Genomic DNA, 15,579 nt, shown 5'->3' on the forward strand with positions numbered 1-15,579 from the left:
GCTCTGTTTTATGAAAGTGATTCTGACCAAAGACGTAGACGCCCTGGGCGATAGCGGCGACGTGCTGGCGGTAGCCGACGGTTACGCCCGCAATTATCTCTTCCCCAAAAAACTGGCCATCGTCGCCACCGAAGGGTCGATGAAAGACTTGCAGGCCCGCATTGAGCGCATCCGCGCCAAGGCCGAGAAAAAGCAGAAAGAAGATCAACACAAGGCCGACATCGTTACCGCCATCGAAACCATCGCGCTGGAAGCCAACGCCAGCGACACCGGCAAGCTCTACGGCGCGATTACCACCAAAGAGTTATCGCGCATCCTGCACGAAAAGTCTGGCCTGCTGGTTGAGCGCAAACAGCTCAACGTCAACGCCCCCATTAATCGCGTGGGCGAATACACGCTGTACGTCAAGTTTTCTTCTAAGGTCAGCGCATCGGTCGCCGTCGTGGTGCGTCCCATCGCCAGCGCCGAGCCGCCTGCCCCGGCTCTCTACAACGAAGCCGATTACGCCGATCAGGACGACGATCGCTAGACGCGCGCCGCTGTTAAGAGCCTCATAAGCCCCCGATCGCGCAGTCGTCTGCCCCTAAACCAGCCCCGGCTGAAGCTTTTGCAAGCGCTGGCGAAAAGGCGCGGCTTTCTCGCTCTGGCCCTGCGACTCGTATAAAGCCGCCAATTGCGTCAGCGCGTTGAGATAGCCATCTTTATCGCGCAGCTCCTGAGCGTATTTCAGCGATTGCCGAAAGGCCCCGGCGGCCTGCGTCGTCTCGTTCTGCAAGCGATACGCTTCGCCCAGATTACTGTAGATATCGGGCAATAAATGGGGATCGCCCTGTTGCGAAGACGTATTGGCGTTGGCGGCGTCCTTGAACTGGGCGATCGCCTCGACCAGTCGGCCTTGCCGCACGCTGACCATCCCGGCGTCGTTGAGAATGCGGCCCGTGAGTTTTCCGTTGCCCGATTCGCGCGAGGGGGCAAGCGCGCCCGCGTAATAGCTGGCCGCCTGCGCCAGTTCGTTGCGATCATCGTGAATCGCCCCGATCGCCGCCAGCGCGCGGGCCTGTTTTTCAATCTGCTGGGTTTCGATGAATTTATCCTGCGCGCGTTGATAGTAGCCGATCGCTTGATCACGTACAGCGGGATCGGCGCTGAGTTGCGCGGTTTTGCCCATGGCGTAAAGCGTTCTACCCGCCAGCGAGGCTTGCCCGTGGTCCTGGGCAATGGCGAGCGCCTGTTCAAAAGACGTCAGCGCAGATTCCGGCTGTCCTTGCGCGGCCAGCGTCTTGCCTGCGTCAAAGGCGTCTCGAAACCGGTTCTTATCGTCGGCGCTCAAGGCGCTGGTCCGTACGACCGTCGGTTTCGCCGCAGCGGGAGTCCCGTTCGCCGCAGAGCCAAGGCCTTGCGCACGCGACACCGTGAACGAATCGCCCGTGACGCCGCTGGCGGAAGGGGCGGCGGCGGTTTTGCGATAGTCAATGGTTTGCAGCAGCAGGGCGTCTACCCAGTCGCGCACCACGCGCGAGGGCTGTTCCAGTGTTTTGGCGATGTACGCGTCAACCGAGTCGGCGGCCGTTTTGAGCGACTGCTTGATAAACGGAACCGACGGATTGCTTTTGCTCGCCTGAAGGCTCACCGCGCGCAGATAGGCGTCGACTTCTTCGCGCAGCGGCTCATCGGCGCCCAAGGCGTTCATGGTGTTGCGGAAGTCATCCAGAATGGCGGTAATCGAAATCCCATTGCCGCGCGTCTGCTCGTGAACCGTGGCCAACGTCGCAGACGGCGCGCTTGCGCTGGCGAGTCCCGCGCCGGCGCCCTCATCGGAGGCGGCGGCGCTTTTACGCTTGTCGCCGGAGCCGGTAAACACCGGCGGCAGATAATAGCCATACACCCGTGAGGCCATGCGCGCGCTTACTTCCCGTCGTCTCAGCGAAACCCCTCAGCCTCCCGCAAGAAGCAGTGGATCTATCAGCGTGTCGACCTCTCCAGTCGAAACTGGAGGCTTTTCGACCCTCAATCCACCGCCCGAAGGATGCTTCACTCCACAGGATAATCAGTTTTCGAGGCCATGCAACATGGGGCGATTTGTAGAAATCCCGCGCGCGGAGCTGGGCTGCCCGTCGCCAAGCGCTCGGCCTTCAGGACCTCATTTATCTCAAAATGGATCGCTCAGAAAGCTTGTGCGCAAGCGTTATTTTCATAGAATGTCATGATAAAAGCGCGATTTGACGACGTTTTTATGACGTTGAAATTACACGATTTAGGCCCCTTCGCCTTCTCCCCTTCACCTCCTCATGGCGGGGGCCGGGCTCAAGACGCCAGGAGATCCATCACATGAACCCAAAATGGTCAGCCGCCTGTTTATTACTGCCTGTCGCCGTGTTGGCTGCTTTCTCTAGCGCTTCCGCAGAAGGAATTCCGCCCAATCTGATTGAAGTTACTTCTCAAAATAAACCGTCGTGCGTTGAATATTTTGCTATTGACGGAAAGCCCTATTGCAGTACAACAGCCCTTCTTAAGGGAGATGGCGGGGTTTCTCAAACGAATTATGATCGCCTCAACTTGAAATTCGATGAGCGAACCTGGCTCCCCGCTTGGCAAGAAAGAAATCCGAATCTGCTCACCGTTGAATATCTCGTAAAAGGCGATGACATTAATAGCTGGAAAGAATTGGTCACGTCGCAATTTGTCCCCAATACGGGCCAATTGGCAAACGCTCAGGAATACGTCCAGAATTTTGTGATGCGTCTGAGAAATCAGGTTCCAGACGTGCAAGTAAGCTATGTGATGAACACGCCAAATGATGTCGTCTTTGAATTTAAAATAATGGAGCCTGTCGAAATGGTTCAGGACGAAATTCAACGAATGTTTTCGACAGAAGAGGGCTTATATGTTGTGCATTACGCCATTAAAAAGCCGGACATGGGCCCTGAGGCGCGGGCCACATGGACCCGTCTCCTGAAGCAGGCAACCCCCAAACAATAAGCGCCTCGATACTGCCAAAAAAGGCGTTCGCCTAAGCGAGGGACGCGCACAAGCTTTCACAGTAAACCCCGGCTGAGCGGCGTTGTTCATGGGCGAAGGTGAGGGTTCTTTCCTGACGCGTCGTTCCCATGCGAGGAATTCGCCCTCCCCCCCCACACCCCCGAAACGCGCTCAGGGGGCGGGCTGCTGAAAATCGTAAATATTGATCTCTATGCTTTTATAAACGCATGCGCTAGCCTGATAGTATCACCTCTCTCAAGCCTCTCGCAAACAGGGAGAAATCCTCTCATGGCTGGCGTTTCGCGCCAAAAGGCGCTGTTCTCAATCCTCATGCAGAACATCTCGCTCTTTGACGAGGTGATGTGCGCTGCGCTCGATGTCGCGATGGCCGATAAAACCCGCGATCCGGGCAAACGCAGGCTGGGATTCTGGGCGGTGCAGTTTGTCACGCGTTTTGAACGCGCCATGCGCACCTGGATGGGCATCGGACGCCGGGCGCCTCGGCCATTACCGACGCAAACCCCGCTGCTGGAAACCCTGCGCGCCGTGCTGCGCGTGCTGCAATGCCCGCTGGCGATGCTGAATCCCGGCGCGTCAACTGCGCCGCGCGTCTCGTCAGCGGACGAAGCCCTTTCTTCGGCGCAGAGCCCGCCTGCGCCGCGCCCCGGCCTCGGTTCGGGCATGCGGATTATGCTGCCCAAGGCGTTTCTCATCGACTACATTCAGAAACGCCTGTGGGCGCTGGAAGGCGCGGCGTCGGGCGGCGCATGCGCCGTGAATACGGACGATCGCGAGCGTCGTCAGAAGGCGACCCGGCTGCGTTCGCCGCTGCCTGCGCCTTGCGGGACGCTTGCAAACCCCGCAGGCGCGCTGCTTCAGGCCCAGCAGACCCGTCCCCATCCCGCGCTGGAGAAAACCCCGCCGTGTACGGGCATTCTGTCGGATACGCGCGCGCAAGCGCTGATTACGGCCCGTTTTCCGGCGTCAGCGCTCGCGCACACCGTGACGCTGCGCCCGGAAGATTTCTACATCGAGCCGCAACAGGCCTGGTGGCAGCGCTGGACGTTTTGCGGAAAGCCGCCCCCTTGTTGACGATGCGCGCTTGTCTTCTTTCGCCGGATTGTTGTGAGCCGCGCGCTGCTGAGCGGCCTGCTGGCGCGCGCCCGGCTCCAAACGCCACGCGCTCCCTTGTGATCGAGTGTGATCGAGGGGAGCGCGCGGACGTTATAAGGGTTAGAAGGGCGGCTGAGGCGCGAGGCGCCCGGCGGCCAGGGCGCCTAGTCTTTGGCAGCCCCCACGCCTTCGTCCGATGGGCGGAATTCGGCGTCGATGATATCATCTCCGCCGGCGCCGTCTGGCGCCTCGCCTGTACCTTCCGCCGAAGCCCCGGCCGATTCGTAGGCCTTGGTCGAGATGTCGTAGGCGGCCTTCTGCAGCTCGTCGACCAGCCGCTTCATATCGTCGAAGCGGTCGGCCTTGATGGCCGCGCGCAGGTCGTCAACCAGGCTCGTAACGCGCGACTTCTCGTCGTCGGCTACTTTATCGCCGAGGTCCTTCAGTTGACGCTCGACGCTGTAGCACAAGTTGTCGGCGTTGTTGCGCAGTTCGATCTCTTCCTTACGCTTGGCGTCTTCGCTGGCATGGGCCTCGGCTTCCTTCACCATCCGGTCGATTTCGCGATCGTCGAGGTTGGTGCTGGCCGTGATGGTGATTTTCTGCTCCTTGGAGGTGGCCATGTCCTTGGCGCTGACGTTCACGATGCCGTTGGCGTCAATGTCAAACGTCACTTCCACCTTGGGAATACCGCGCGGCGCCGGCGGAATCCCTTCGAGACGGAACTTGCCGAGCGTCTTGTTATCGCGCGCCAGCGGGCGTTCGCCTTGCAGCACATGGATATCGACGCTGGTCTGATTGTCTTCGGCAGTCGAGAACGTCTCAGAGGCGCGCTTGGGGATGGTCGTGTTGCGTTCGACGAGCTTGGTCATGACGCCGCCGAGGGTTTCGATCCCAAGACTCAGCGGGGTGACGTCAAGCAGCACGATGTCCTTGACTTCTCCGGCCAGGACGCCCGCCTGAACCGCCGCGCCGACGGCGACGACTTCGTCAGGATTGACGCCCTGATGAGGTTCTTTGCCGCCGGTGAGTTCTTTCACCAAATCCACCACCGCCGGAATCCGGGTCGAGCCGCCCACCAGCACGACTTCGTCAATGTCTGCGGGCTTGAGGGCTGCGTCTTTCAGGGCCTGTTGGACGGGGCCCCGGCAACGCTCGACGAGATCACGGGTCAGGTCGTTGAATTTGGCGCGCGACAGGGTCATTTCCAGGTGCTTGGGCCCGTTCTGGTCTGCGGTGATAAACGGCAGGCTGATGTGCGCTTCCATCACGCTGGACAGTTCGCATTTGGCCTTCTCGGCAGCTTCTTTCAGCCGCTGCATGGCCTGCTTGTCGCCGCGCAGGTCGATGCCTTCCTGCTTGCGGAACTCTTCGGCCAGCCAGTCAATGAGCTTCTCGTCGAAGTCGTCGCCACCCAGGCGCGTGTCGCCGTGGGTCGATTTCACTTCAAAGACGCCGTCGCCCACTTCCAGCACCGATACGTCGAATGTCCCGCCGCCCAGGTCAAAAACCAGAATGGTTTCGTCGTTCTTGCGGTCCAGGCCATAGGCCAGCGAAGCGGCGGTCGGCTCGTTGATGATGCGCAGTACGTCCAGCCCGGCGATCCGCCCGGCGTCCTTGGTCGCCTGGCGCTGACTGTCGTTAAAATAGGCCGGGACGGTCACGACGACCTTGGTGACTTTTTCGCCAAGGTACTTCGAGGCGTCGTCCACCAGCTTGCGCAGAATCTTGGCCGAGATTTCCTGCGGGGTGTAGCCTTTGCCGTCGATGGTCCACTTGTGATCCGCGCCCATATGGCGCTTGTTGGAGGCGATCGTGCGATCCGGGTTCAACACGGCCTGACGCTTGGCCAATTGCCCGACCAGCCATTCGCCGGTTTTGGAGATGGCCGCAATCGACGGCGTGGTGCGGTTGCCTTCCGCGTTGGCGATGACGACGGGCTGACCGCCTTCCATAACCGCCACGACGGAGTTAGTGGTGCCTAAGTCAATTCCAACGACTTTTTCGGACATAGCCTGCGTCCTCTTTCTTATTTATAGACTCAAACGCTGAATAACGGGGTGTTAAAGATGTTGTGTGAAAGGGCCTCTCTGTCTGCATTCGGGCGTCGTTTCAGACGCTGCAAGTCTTGCGGGCCGCTTGCGCCGGGGGCGGGGGAGCCGTTTGTCCGTGCGACATTCCTACTGTATCTAAAAAAACGCGTGAAATCCGGCACGTTAACAATGAATTAAGAAAACCCGCGCGCGCGGCGCTTCTTGCCCGAATCGATCGGCTCCTGTTAAGATAACGCGACCGGCCCTTTTAAGCCGTAATCCGCAAGACGTAATCATAAGGACCGGATGCCCGATGAGCCAAGACGCCGCCGCTCCAGCCGCCCCCGCCTCGCCAGACTCTGCCGCTGGCGCCCCGCCGCCGGTCTCCACCGACGTCTTTAGCGCCGCGACCTCTCGCTGTACGCGCCGCGCCTGGGATATCTTCCTGGCCTTTCGCAATGCCCCCGGTCTGTTTACGGGCGCCGCCGTCCGGGGCCGCATCACGGCGCAGTCGGCTCAGGCGCTGGAAGAAATTCAGCGCACGCTGCGAGAAGAGGGCGGCCTGTCGCGCATGAGCGTCTTCGATAGCTTTATTGAGTTCACCGCGCCGCTGGCTGTCGTTCAGCGCGTGATTCTCCACCCCGGCCTGATGCAGTTTGACGCCATTCGCGCCGACTAGCCGCGATTACTGGAACGTTGTTCCGGTTGTCACTTCAAAACTGGCGTCGTTGACGCGGTAGGAGGCGGCCCCAAACTCGCGGTCCAGCTTGCTTCCGCCGCCGGTGGGCAACTGCTGGACGATGGTCAGTTCATTGAGAACGACGCGTCGCGGATTGATGTTGATGATCGCCCCGTTCTGGTCGCGGCCTTCAAAGCAGACGGTGGTGCCGTTGCCGCCGCATCTCGCCGCCAGGGCGATATTGGGGGAAAAGGCGCTGCGGCTCAAGAGCAGCCCATTGCGCCGCGCTTCTCCGCCGGTGATGCTCCAGTTGATGACGGCATTGCTCGGCGAGGTAATGACCAGTTGGCTTCCCCCGCCCGCCACCGTAATGGCCTTGGCCCGAATGATATCCTGACGCAGGGAATCGATGATGTTCATGGCCACGTTGTGCTCGTTTTCGTGCACGCGGTAGGCCATTTGCGTATCCATGCCCGAACTCAGAATGGTTGCGACCGCCAGCGCCACCAGCATAAACAGGCCCATCGAGATGGCGATCTCAATGAGGGTCAGGCCTCGGGCGGCGATTCGCATGGCGTCTGGTCTCCCGGCGTTTTTGGGATCTTCGATGTCTTGAATGCTGCGTCTTAGAGCTTCTTGATCGATCCGTCGGCGTCAATGCTGTAATGCGTGAAGCCCGACAGGCCCGTGATTCGCACGGCGCCGTTGGCCCCCACCTGATAAGCCGCGCGGCGAGCCGAGCGGGGCATTTCCAGCCGGTATGTCGTCGGTCCGGTCGCAGTAACCGCCGCCGTATCGGGGATGGACATTCGCAGCACGTTGACGACGTTGGCAGACGGCGTTGCCGTCGGATTCACGTCCAGCCGCGAAGACGCCTGGGAAATGACCGTCTGAAGCGAGCCCTGGACAGAATCCACCAGCGTCGCATCGCCCGATTCCATGACGTCGCCGTACACAAACAGCGCGATGCCCGACAGGACCAACATCGCAACGACGATACAGGTCAGCTCAATCAGGGTAAATCCTTTGTGTGCGCGCATTACGCCTGTCTTTCCGTCTTTGCGCCCGTTATGCCGGGCGTCATCCCACAATGGCTTCCTCATTATCGGCAGCTTCCTTCCCAACTTTTATTCTAGAGAATATCCCCGTTACAATTCTTTTCGCATCCCCAAAATCCTGCATTTTTACGAGTCGCCATTCCCATTGTCTGACTTTGGCTTTGACACCCCTTGCGCAATCCAGTTTAATAAGGGAAACGTATCTCGTTTGGGTATCAATAGAAAGCGAACTCAGGATGCCGAAAGGCAATAACCGGTGGTATGACAAGTATCCGCAGACGCAGAAAGCGGTTGAGCTGTTTGAGCAACTGTCGTCGCAGTATCAGCGCCTCATTGCCAAGAACATTGCCCAGTTTTGCGAAGATAACAATCTGCTGGGCGGTCGCGAAGGCCTGAAAAGCCTTGGACATACCAAGGTAATGGGGCTGATTCAGTCTAAAGCCAAGCGGCGCTGGTATGATCAGGATCAGTTGCTGCACAAAGCCGTCAACAGCATCCTGATGATGACTGACGAGGACCGTCAGGCCGCCTCCTATCGCATGGTCGTCACCATCGAATCGTTCGAGGCCTATATGGAATGGTGTCAGCAGAATGAACGTCTGATTGACATTGACGAGCTGGAGCAGATGGCCGCTGACGTCTTCACGCGCCCGGTCGATGAATTGCTCAACCTCACCAGCCCTGAACCTGCCGGCCTCCCGCCCGGACGTCTGCCGGAAAGCGCTAAAACTGTCATAGACGACGATGCGGGCATGAAAATCCGAATGGATGACTGACCCACCCTCAACAGGCGGCCTCTTGAAATGAAAATCCTGCTGGTGGAAGACGAACCGCTCTGGCAAACGGGGATTGCCGGGCTGCTGGCGTTATGTGACGATTGCGAGCTGGCGGGCGTCGCCGATAACTTTGACGATGCGCTGACCCTGTATGATGATATCCGCCCCGACGTGGCCCTGCTCGACTGGAAGCTTCGCGGCTCTCGCGATGGCCTGCAAGTCGCCGACGCGCTGCTTGAGAAGGGCCATCCTGAAAGAGGGATTATTCTTATCAGCGGCTCTGATCCCGCGCTGATGCCGCAAACGCCGTTTCGGTTCGTTCCCAAGTCGCGCATCTCCTCAGACTTACGCGCTGCGCTGAAAAACGTAACAAATTATGAACCGGCTCAAGCGCGCCAATAGCGCGGCTTCTGTCTGAAGCCGGCTGTTTTTCGCGCCGCTTGCCTGATTTCCCTTGTCAAGCCCCTACCGCTATTTTACAATGGCCCCCCACGGCGACAGAGCGGCGAATGGCAGGTCATGGGCGCATCCGGCGTCCTCTCCACTCTCTGCGCGTTGTGGGCCTGCGACCTCGCGTCGCCTGATTAAACCCTTTACACGGCGGCCTTTTTCTCTGATAGTGTAGCCTGCGGGCTGCGACACGCCGTTTTCAGCCTTTTTCGCTTTCAGATTCCCAGGACTTTTGAGATTCAAAACGAAAGGTATTCGCTGTGGGCGCCCTTCCTAGAAAGAAACAGACGGTCGCAGAACTTCGCGACAAGGTGAGCGACGTTCAGGTCGCCGTCGTCCTCGATTATCGCGGACTGACGGTTGCGCAAATCAACCAGTTGCGCGCCGAATTGTCCAAGACCAATGCGACCCTGACGGTCGCCAAAAATACCCTGATGAAGCGCGCCGTCGAAGGCGATGCGCTGGCCGCGATTGAGCCTCTGCTCAAAGGCCCGACGGCGCTGGTCGTCGGCAATGCCGATCAGGTCGCGCCGGTAAAGACGCTTCAGGACTATCTCAAGAAAAACAAGAAAGAAAACGAAATTCGCGGCGGTTATCTCGAAGGCAAAGCGCTCTCGGCCAAGGAAGTGGATGAACTGGCCAAGCTGCCCCCGCTCGATGAACTGCGCGCCAAACTTCTGGGCGGGATCGCTTCTCCGATGAATGGCCTTGTTGCGGCTCTCATCGGCCCGCATCGCGCGCTGGCGAACGTCCTGGACCAAGTCGCCAGCCAAAAGCAACAAGCTAGCTAACGTTGACCGGAAAACCATGAGGTTTCATACACGCCATGCCCGTAGCACTCGATGACAAAACCACCCAGATTTTTGAAAGCATCAAGGGTCTGACCTTCCTGCAAACCGCCAACCTCGTGAAGGCGTTTGAAGAAGAATTCGGCATTACCGCCGCTGCGCCTGTCGCGATGGCCGCCGCCCCCGCTGGCGCCGCCGCCGAGGCCGAAGAAGCCCCGACCGAAGTCAGCATCGTGCTGACCAGCGCCGGCAGCAACAAAATCGCCGTCCTGAAAGAAGTCCGCGCCATTACCGGCCTGGGTCTCAAGGAAGCCAAGGACTTGGTGGACGCCGCCCCCAAAGAAATCAAAGCCAGCGTCAAAGTGGACGAGGCCAAAAAACTGAAAGAGCAGCTGGAAGCGGCTGGCGCCACGGTCGAGCTGAAGTAGCATTCATGAGCCAACAGGGCTTCAGATCCGCCTAATCGGCCTTCCCTTTACTGGAAGCGAGGATCTGAAGCCGCTTGGTTCGTTTGCGTTTCAGCGCCGATGGGGCTTTCCCGCCAGCGGTCGCGACGCCCGGGAGATAAGGCCGTCTGGAGTTAGGTTTCGCTGCGGTTAGCATTGATAATTAGACGAGGTATGCGATGACTTCCGTGATGCAAGAACGGGTGACGCTTTCTGGAGTCGACCCCCTGCCGCTGGATGAGCTGCACGATTTGGCCGAAATCCAGAAGAAATCGTTCAACTGGTTTATCGCCGAAGGCCTGAAGGAAGAGCTGCTCTCCTTCTCGCCGATCAAAGACTACACGGGCCGTCTCGAACTGTACTTCCTGCCGGAGTATACCTTTGAGAATCCCAAGTATTCGGTCGAAGAAGCCCGCCTGCACGAGACCACCTACTCCAAGCAACTGCGCATCATGATGCGCCTGGTCAACCGCGATACCGGCGAAATCAAAGAACAGGAAGCCTATATCGGCGAAGTCCCGATGATGACCGATCGCGGGACCTTCGTCATTAACGGCGTTGAGCGGGTCATTGTCAGCCAGATTGTTCGCTCGCCGGGCATCTACTACAAGAAAGACGTTGCGCTCAACGGCAAGCGTATCTTTAACGCTACGTTGATCCCCAATCGCGGCGCATGGCTCAAGTTTGAGACGGATACCAACGACGTCATCCACGTCAAGATTGATAAAAATCGCAAGTTGCCTGCCACCACGCTGTTGCGCGCCCTGGGCATGACGGTTTCCGAGATGGAAAACCGTTTCCGGCATTTCGACTTCCTCAAGCGCACGCTGGAGAAAGACGTCACGGAAACCGCCGAAGAAGCCCTCATCGAAGTCTATAAACGTCTGCGCCCCGGCGATCCGCCCAGCGTCAGCGGCGGTCGTTCGCTGCTGGAAAGCCGCTTCTTCGATGAGAAGCGCTACGATATGGGCCGCGTGGGCCGCTACAAAATGAACAAGAAGCTCGGCCTCTCCACGCCGGACGCCGTGCGCATTCTGACCTCTGAAGACCTGATTGCGGCGGTCGATTACCTCATCAACCTGCACTACGAAGAAGGCATTGAGGACGACATCGACCACTTGGGCAACCGCCGGATTCGCTCGGTGGGCGAGCTGCTGCAGAACCAGTTTCGCGTGGGCTTTACCCGGCTGGAGCGCATCGTCAAGGAACGCATGACGCTGCAAGATACCGAGACCTTGACGCCCAGCAACCTGCTGAACCCCAAACCCCTGCTGGCTGCGATTCGCGAGTTCTTTGGGTCGTCGCAACTCTCGCAGTTCATGGACCAGACCAATCCGCTGGCCGAACTCACGCACAAACGCCGTTTGTCGGCCCTCGGGCCGGGCGGTTTGGCCCGCGAGCGCGCCGGGTTTGCGGTTCGCGATATTCACCCCAGCCATTACGGGCGCATCTGTCCGGTGGAAACGCCGGAAGGCCCGAACGCCGGTCTGATTGGCAGCCTGGCGACCTATGCGCGCGTCAACGACTACGGCTTTCTGGAAACCCCCTATCGCCGCGTCCGCGACGGGATTGTGACCAAGGAAATTGTCTTCCTGTCTGCTGACGAAGAGGACCGCTACCGGATCGCCCCCGGCGATCTGCGCCGCCACGAAGACGGCCGGATTATCGGCCCGATGGTGCCGGTGCGCTATCGCAGCGAATTCACCACGACAGAACCTGAAATGGTTGACTTCGTGGGGATTTCGCCGATTCAGATCATCTCCATCGGGACCGCGCTGATTCCCTTCATCGAGCACGATGACGCTAACCGCGCGCTGATGGGCTCCAACATGCAACGGCAGGCCGTGCCGCTGGTGCGCGCCGAGCGCCCGATGGTCGGCACCGGGCTGGAGCGCAAGGTCGCCGTAGACTCGGGCATGTCCGTATCGTCGCGCTGCGCCGGCACCGTCGAGAAAGTCACGGGCGAGTACGTCGATATCCGCACGGATCAGAACAAGGTGGATCGCCACCAGCTCATCAAGTACCTGCGCAGCAACCAGGATACCTGTATGAATCACCGTCCCATCGTCCGCAAGGGCGACGAGGTGCGGCGCGGGCAGGTCATTGCCGATGGCGCCGCCACGCGTGAAGGCGAACTGGCCCTGGGCCGTAATATCACGGTCGCCTTTATGCCGTGGGAAGGCTACAACTACGAGGATTCCATCCTGCTGAGCGAGCGCCTCATCCACGAGGACACGTTTACCAGCATCCACATTGAAAAACTCGAAATCGACGCCCGCACCACCAAGCTCGGGCCGGAAGAAATCACCCGCGAAGTGCCCAACGTCGGCGAAGAGGCCCTGCGCCACCTCGACGATCGCGGCATCGTCCGGGTCGGCGCGCGCGTCTTCCCCGATGATATCCTTGTGGGCAAGATTACGCCCAAGGGTGAATCTGAACGTCCGCCGGAAGAGAAGCTCCTGCGCGCCATCTTCGCCGAAAAGGCGCAAGACGTGCGGGATAACTCGCTGCGGGTCCCTCATGGCGAAGGCGGTCGCGTGGTCGACGTCAAGGTCTTCGACCGCGAAAAGGGCGACGAGCTGCCCCCAGGCGCCAATACCGTCGTTCGCGTCTACGTCGCGCAGAAGCGTAAAATCAGCGTGGGCGACAAAATGGCCGGGCGCCACGGCAACAAAGGCATCGTGTCGCGTATTCTGCCGATCGAGGACATGCCGTTCATGAAGGACGGCACGCCGGTCGATATCGTGCTGAATCCGCTGGGCGTCCCTTCACGGATGAACGTCGGCCAGACCTTTGAAACCCTGCTGGGCCTGACGGCGTGGCTGAACGGCGATCTCTACGAAGTGCCGCCGTTTGACGAGATGTATGGCGAAGAAGCCTCGCGCACCACGGTGCATGAAGCCCTGCGCCAGGCGGTCGAAAGCTCGGGTAAAAGCTTCATTCATCCCGACGGAAAAACCACGTTGTACGACGGCCGCACTGGCGACGCCTTCGACAACCCCGTGGCCGTCGGCAAAATCTACATGATGAAGCTGGTTCACCTGGTCGACGACAAGATCCACGCGCGCAGCACAGGTCCTTACAGCCTCGTGACGCAGCAGCCGCTGGGCGGAAAGGCCCAGTTCGGCGGTCAGCGCTTCGGCGAGATGGAAGTCTGGGCGCTGGAAGCCTATGGCGCCGCCTACTCGCTGCAGGAGATGCTCACCATCAAGTCAGATGACGTGACTGGTCGCAGCCGCGCCTATGAAGCCATCGTCAAGGGCGAGAACCTGAATCGGCCCGGTATTCCTGAGTCCTTCAAGGTCTTGGTGCGCGAATTGCAGAGCATCGGGCTCGATATCAGCGTTACCAAGAAGATGAAAGACGATCGCGAGGTCGAAGTCGATCTGATGCAGGACAGCGCGGGCGTTTCTCGCAAGAAGCGCTTCTCCAGCGCAGAAAGCGAGTTGCTGAACTTCTTCTCGGCCGCCCAGGACTAGCGGCGGCGATAGCCTTTATAAAGGAGACCCCCCGTGGTAAGCACCAGTATTGACCAGTTCGACTTTATCCGCATCGGCATCGCCTCGCCTTCGCGCGTGATGGAACTGTCGCACGGCGAGGTGGAAAAGCCCGAAACCATTAACTACCGCACGCTCAAGGCGGAGATGGGCGGCCTGTTCTGCGAGCGCATCTTTGGGCCAACCAAAGATTGGGAATGCTTCTGCGGCAAGTATAAGCGCGTACGCCATCGGGGCATCGTCTGCGAACGCTGCGGCGTCGAGGTGACCGAGAGCAAGGTCCGCCGCGTGCGCATGGGGCATATCGCGCTGGCGGCGCCGGTAACTCATATCTGGTTTCTGAAGGGCATTCCCAGCTATCTGGGTCTGGTGCTGAACCTGTCGCTGCGCGATCTCGAGCAGGTCATCTACTTTAACTCCTACATCGTGCTGGATCCGGGTAATACCGAGCTGAAAACCGGCCAACTGCTTTCAGAAGAAGACTACGACAACATCCTCGAAGAGAACGAGCAAGCGCAGCTGGAGGTCGGCATCGGCGCCGAGGCCATCAAGCGGATGCTCGAAAAGCTGGACTTGGTCCAGTTGCAGGAGCAGGTCAAAGAGGAAATCGCCGGGGCCTCAGGCTCCAGCCAGAAGCGCGCCAAGGCTCTCAAGCGCCTGCGCCTGATTGAAGCCTTGCTGGGCAGCCAGGCCAGCCCCACGTGGATGGTCATGGACGTCCTGCCCGTGATTCCGCCCGATCTGCGCCCGATGGTCCAGCTCGACGGCGGCCGCTTTGCGACCAGCGATCTCAACGACCTCTATCGCCGGGTGATTAACCGCAACAACCGCCTCAAGCGCCTGCTGGAAATGGGCGCGCCGGAAATCATCGTCCGCAACGAGAAGCGCATGTTGCAGGAAGCCGTCGACGCCCTGATCGACAACGGTCGGCGCGGGCGCACGGTCGTCGGCCCCAATAACCGCCCGCTTAAATCACTGAGCAACATCATCGAAGGCAAGCAGGGCCGCTTCCGTCAGAATCTGCTCGGCAAACGGGTGGACTACTCGGGCAGAAGCGTCATCGTGGTTGGCCCGAAACTCAAGCTGCATCAGTGCGGCTTGCCCAAAGAAATGGCGCTGGAGCTGTTCAAGCCCTTTGTGGTTAACAAGCTCATTGAGCGCGGCGAAAGCCAGAACATCAAATCCGCCAAGAAGAAAATCGAGCGCCAGGAAACCGTCGTCTGGGACGTGCTGGAAGAGGTCATTCAGGGCCACCCTGTGATGCTCAACCGCGCTCCCACGCTGCACCGTCTGGGCATTCAGGCCTTTGAGCCCGTGCTGGTGGAAGGCCGCGCCATTCAACTGCACCCGCTGGTCTGTCCCGCCTTCAACGCCGACTTTGACGGCGACCAGATGGCGGTTCACGTGCCGCTGTCGATCGAAGCGCAAACCGAAGCGCGCATGCTGATGATGGCGACGACCAACATCCTCATTCCGGCCACCGGTCAGCCGGTGATTACGCCGTCTCAGGATATGGTTCTGGGCATCTACTACCTCACCATCGACAATCCGCGCGCCTCGCGCGGCGCCGGGATGAAGTTCTTCAGCTTTGAAGACGCGCTCGCCGCCCACGAAGCGGGCGTCGTCGAGCTGCACGCCAAGATTCTGGTGCGCGACGACAGCGGCGATCTCATTGAGACCACGCCCGGTCGCATTATCTTCAACAAGGCCGTTCGCGCCGCCATTCACTAGTTTTTCGCAAGCGAGGACCCCCAATCGCC

14 protein-coding genes are annotated in these 15,579 nt (G+C 59.6%); 10 read left to right on the plus strand and 4 right to left on the minus strand.

Going from position 1 to position 15,579, the window contains the following annotated elements:
• The first annotated feature begins 10 nt into the window (after positions 1-10).
• On the plus strand, positions 11-529 hold the full coding sequence (gene rplI, locus IPK79_10085) for a 50S ribosomal protein L9 (protein MBK8190783.1): 519 nt from the start codon (positions 11-13) through the stop codon (positions 527-529).
• Positions 530-583: 54 nt separating this feature from the next.
• Here the strand turns inward: rplI and IPK79_10090 are convergent, their stop codons facing one another.
• Entirely contained in the window at positions 584-1,897 is a 1,314-nt protein-coding gene (locus IPK79_10090) for a tetratricopeptide repeat protein (protein MBK8190784.1), read from the minus strand.
• Positions 1,898-2,328: 431 nt separating this feature from the next.
• On the opposite strand from IPK79_10090, the gene IPK79_10095 reads away from it, so the two are divergent.
• Together IPK79_10095 and IPK79_10100 are read left to right on the plus strand one after the other, a co-directional pair.
• Positions 2,329-2,979: a hypothetical protein gene (locus IPK79_10095; GenBank protein ID MBK8190785.1), complete on the plus strand. Its 651-nt coding sequence runs from the start codon at positions 2,329-2,331 to the stop codon at positions 2,977-2,979.
• A 288-nt stretch (positions 2,980-3,267) separates the two neighbouring features.
• Positions 3,268-4,071, plus strand: a complete 804-nt coding sequence (locus IPK79_10100) for a hypothetical protein (GenBank protein ID MBK8190786.1) — start codon at positions 3,268-3,270, stop codon at positions 4,069-4,071.
• Between the two features lie 185 nt (positions 4,072-4,256).
• On the opposite strand, the gene dnaK is transcribed toward IPK79_10100, so the two are convergent.
• Positions 4,257-6,104 carry a molecular chaperone DnaK gene (gene dnaK, locus IPK79_10105; GenBank protein MBK8190787.1) on the minus strand — a complete coding sequence of 616 codons (1,848 nt, stop codon included), beginning with the start codon at positions 6,102-6,104 and terminating at the stop codon, positions 4,257-4,259.
• A gap of 334 nt (positions 6,105-6,438) precedes the next feature.
• On the opposite strand from dnaK, the gene IPK79_10110 reads away from it, so the two are divergent.
• The gene (locus IPK79_10110; protein ID MBK8190788.1) at positions 6,439-6,804 is read left to right on the plus strand and encodes a hypothetical protein; all 366 of its coding nucleotides are present in this window, start codon (positions 6,439-6,441) and stop codon (positions 6,802-6,804) included.
• Between the two features lie 6 nt (positions 6,805-6,810).
• Here IPK79_10110 and IPK79_10115 read toward each other — a convergent pair whose 3' ends face one another.
• Both IPK79_10115 and IPK79_10120 read right to left on the minus strand, forming a co-directional pair.
• Positions 6,811-7,377, minus strand: coding sequence for a hypothetical protein (locus IPK79_10115; protein ID MBK8190789.1), 567 nt, complete (start codon positions 7,375-7,377; stop codon positions 6,811-6,813).
• 53 nt (positions 7,378-7,430) lie between these two features.
• Positions 7,431-7,844: a hypothetical protein gene (locus tag IPK79_10120; protein MBK8190790.1), complete on the minus strand. Its 414-nt coding sequence runs from the start codon at positions 7,842-7,844 to the stop codon at positions 7,431-7,433.
• Positions 7,845-8,098: 254 nt separating this feature from the next.
• Between IPK79_10120 and IPK79_10125 the strand changes: the two genes are divergently transcribed.
• The 6 genes from IPK79_10125 (at position 8,099) to rpoC1 (ending at position 15,550) form a co-directional block, all read left to right on the plus strand.
• The gene (locus tag IPK79_10125; protein ID MBK8190791.1) at positions 8,099-8,638 is read left to right on the plus strand and encodes a hypothetical protein; all 540 of its coding nucleotides are present in this window, start codon (positions 8,099-8,101) and stop codon (positions 8,636-8,638) included.
• A 27-nt stretch (positions 8,639-8,665) separates the two neighbouring features.
• The gene (locus tag IPK79_10130; protein ID MBK8190792.1) at positions 8,666-9,040 is read left to right on the plus strand and encodes a response regulator transcription factor; all 375 of its coding nucleotides are present in this window, start codon (positions 8,666-8,668) and stop codon (positions 9,038-9,040) included.
• Positions 9,041-9,348: 308 nt separating this feature from the next.
• Positions 9,349-9,879: a 50S ribosomal protein L10 gene (locus tag IPK79_10135; GenBank protein MBK8190793.1), complete on the plus strand. Its 531-nt coding sequence runs from the start codon at positions 9,349-9,351 to the stop codon at positions 9,877-9,879.
• A gap of 35 nt (positions 9,880-9,914) precedes the next feature.
• Positions 9,915-10,304, plus strand: coding sequence for a 50S ribosomal protein L7/L12 (gene rplL / locus IPK79_10140; GenBank protein MBK8190794.1), 390 nt, complete (start codon positions 9,915-9,917; stop codon positions 10,302-10,304).
• A 209-nt stretch (positions 10,305-10,513) separates the two neighbouring features.
• Positions 10,514-13,801, plus strand: a complete 3,288-nt coding sequence (gene rpoB / locus IPK79_10145) for a DNA-directed RNA polymerase subunit beta (GenBank protein MBK8190795.1) — start codon at positions 10,514-10,516, stop codon at positions 13,799-13,801.
• Positions 13,802-13,900: 99 nt separating this feature from the next.
• Positions 13,901-15,550 (plus strand): DNA-directed RNA polymerase subunit gamma, encoded by a 1,650-nt coding sequence (gene rpoC1 / locus IPK79_10150; GenBank protein ID MBK8190796.1) that lies wholly within the window; start codon positions 13,901-13,903, stop codon positions 15,548-15,550.
• The last annotated feature ends 29 nt before the right edge of the window (positions 15,551-15,579 follow it).

Source organism: Vampirovibrionales bacterium (assembly GCA_016712355.1).
Taxonomy (GTDB): Bacteria; Cyanobacteriota; Vampirovibrionia; order Vampirovibrionales; family Vampirovibrionaceae; genus JADJRF01.

Coding starts and splice junctions, on each gene's coding strand:
- dnaK (MBK8190787.1), bottom strand. CDS start 6,104: ATGTCCGAAAAAGTCGTTGGAATTGACTTAGGCACCACTAACTCCGTC.
- IPK79_10100 (MBK8190786.1), top strand. CDS start 3,268: ATGGCTGGCGTTTCGCGCCAAAAGGCGCTGTTCTCAATCCTCATGCAG.
- IPK79_10115 (MBK8190789.1), bottom strand. CDS start 7,377: ATGCGAATCGCCGCCCGAGGCCTGACCCTCATTGAGATCGCCATCTCG.
- IPK79_10130 (MBK8190792.1), top strand. CDS start 8,666: ATGAAAATCCTGCTGGTGGAAGACGAACCGCTCTGGCAAACGGGGATT.
- IPK79_10125 (MBK8190791.1), top strand. CDS start 8,099: ATGCCGAAAGGCAATAACCGGTGGTATGACAAGTATCCGCAGACGCAG.
- IPK79_10120 (MBK8190790.1), bottom strand. CDS start 7,844: ATGCGCGCACACAAAGGATTTACCCTGATTGAGCTGACCTGTATCGTC.
- IPK79_10095 (MBK8190785.1), top strand. CDS start 2,329: ATGAACCCAAAATGGTCAGCCGCCTGTTTATTACTGCCTGTCGCCGTG.
- rpoB (MBK8190795.1), top strand. CDS start 10,514: ATGCAAGAACGGGTGACGCTTTCTGGAGTCGACCCCCTGCCGCTGGAT.
- IPK79_10110 (MBK8190788.1), top strand. CDS start 6,439: ATGAGCCAAGACGCCGCCGCTCCAGCCGCCCCCGCCTCGCCAGACTCT.
- rpoC1 (MBK8190796.1), top strand. CDS start 13,901: ATGGAACTGTCGCACGGCGAGGTGGAAAAGCCCGAAACCATTAACTAC.
- rplI (MBK8190783.1), top strand. CDS start 11: ATGAAAGTGATTCTGACCAAAGACGTAGACGCCCTGGGCGATAGCGGC.
- IPK79_10090 (MBK8190784.1), bottom strand. CDS start 1,897: ATGGCCTCACGGGTGTATGGCTATTATCTGCCGCCGGTGTTTACCGGC.
- rplL (MBK8190794.1), top strand. CDS start 9,915: ATGCCCGTAGCACTCGATGACAAAACCACCCAGATTTTTGAAAGCATC.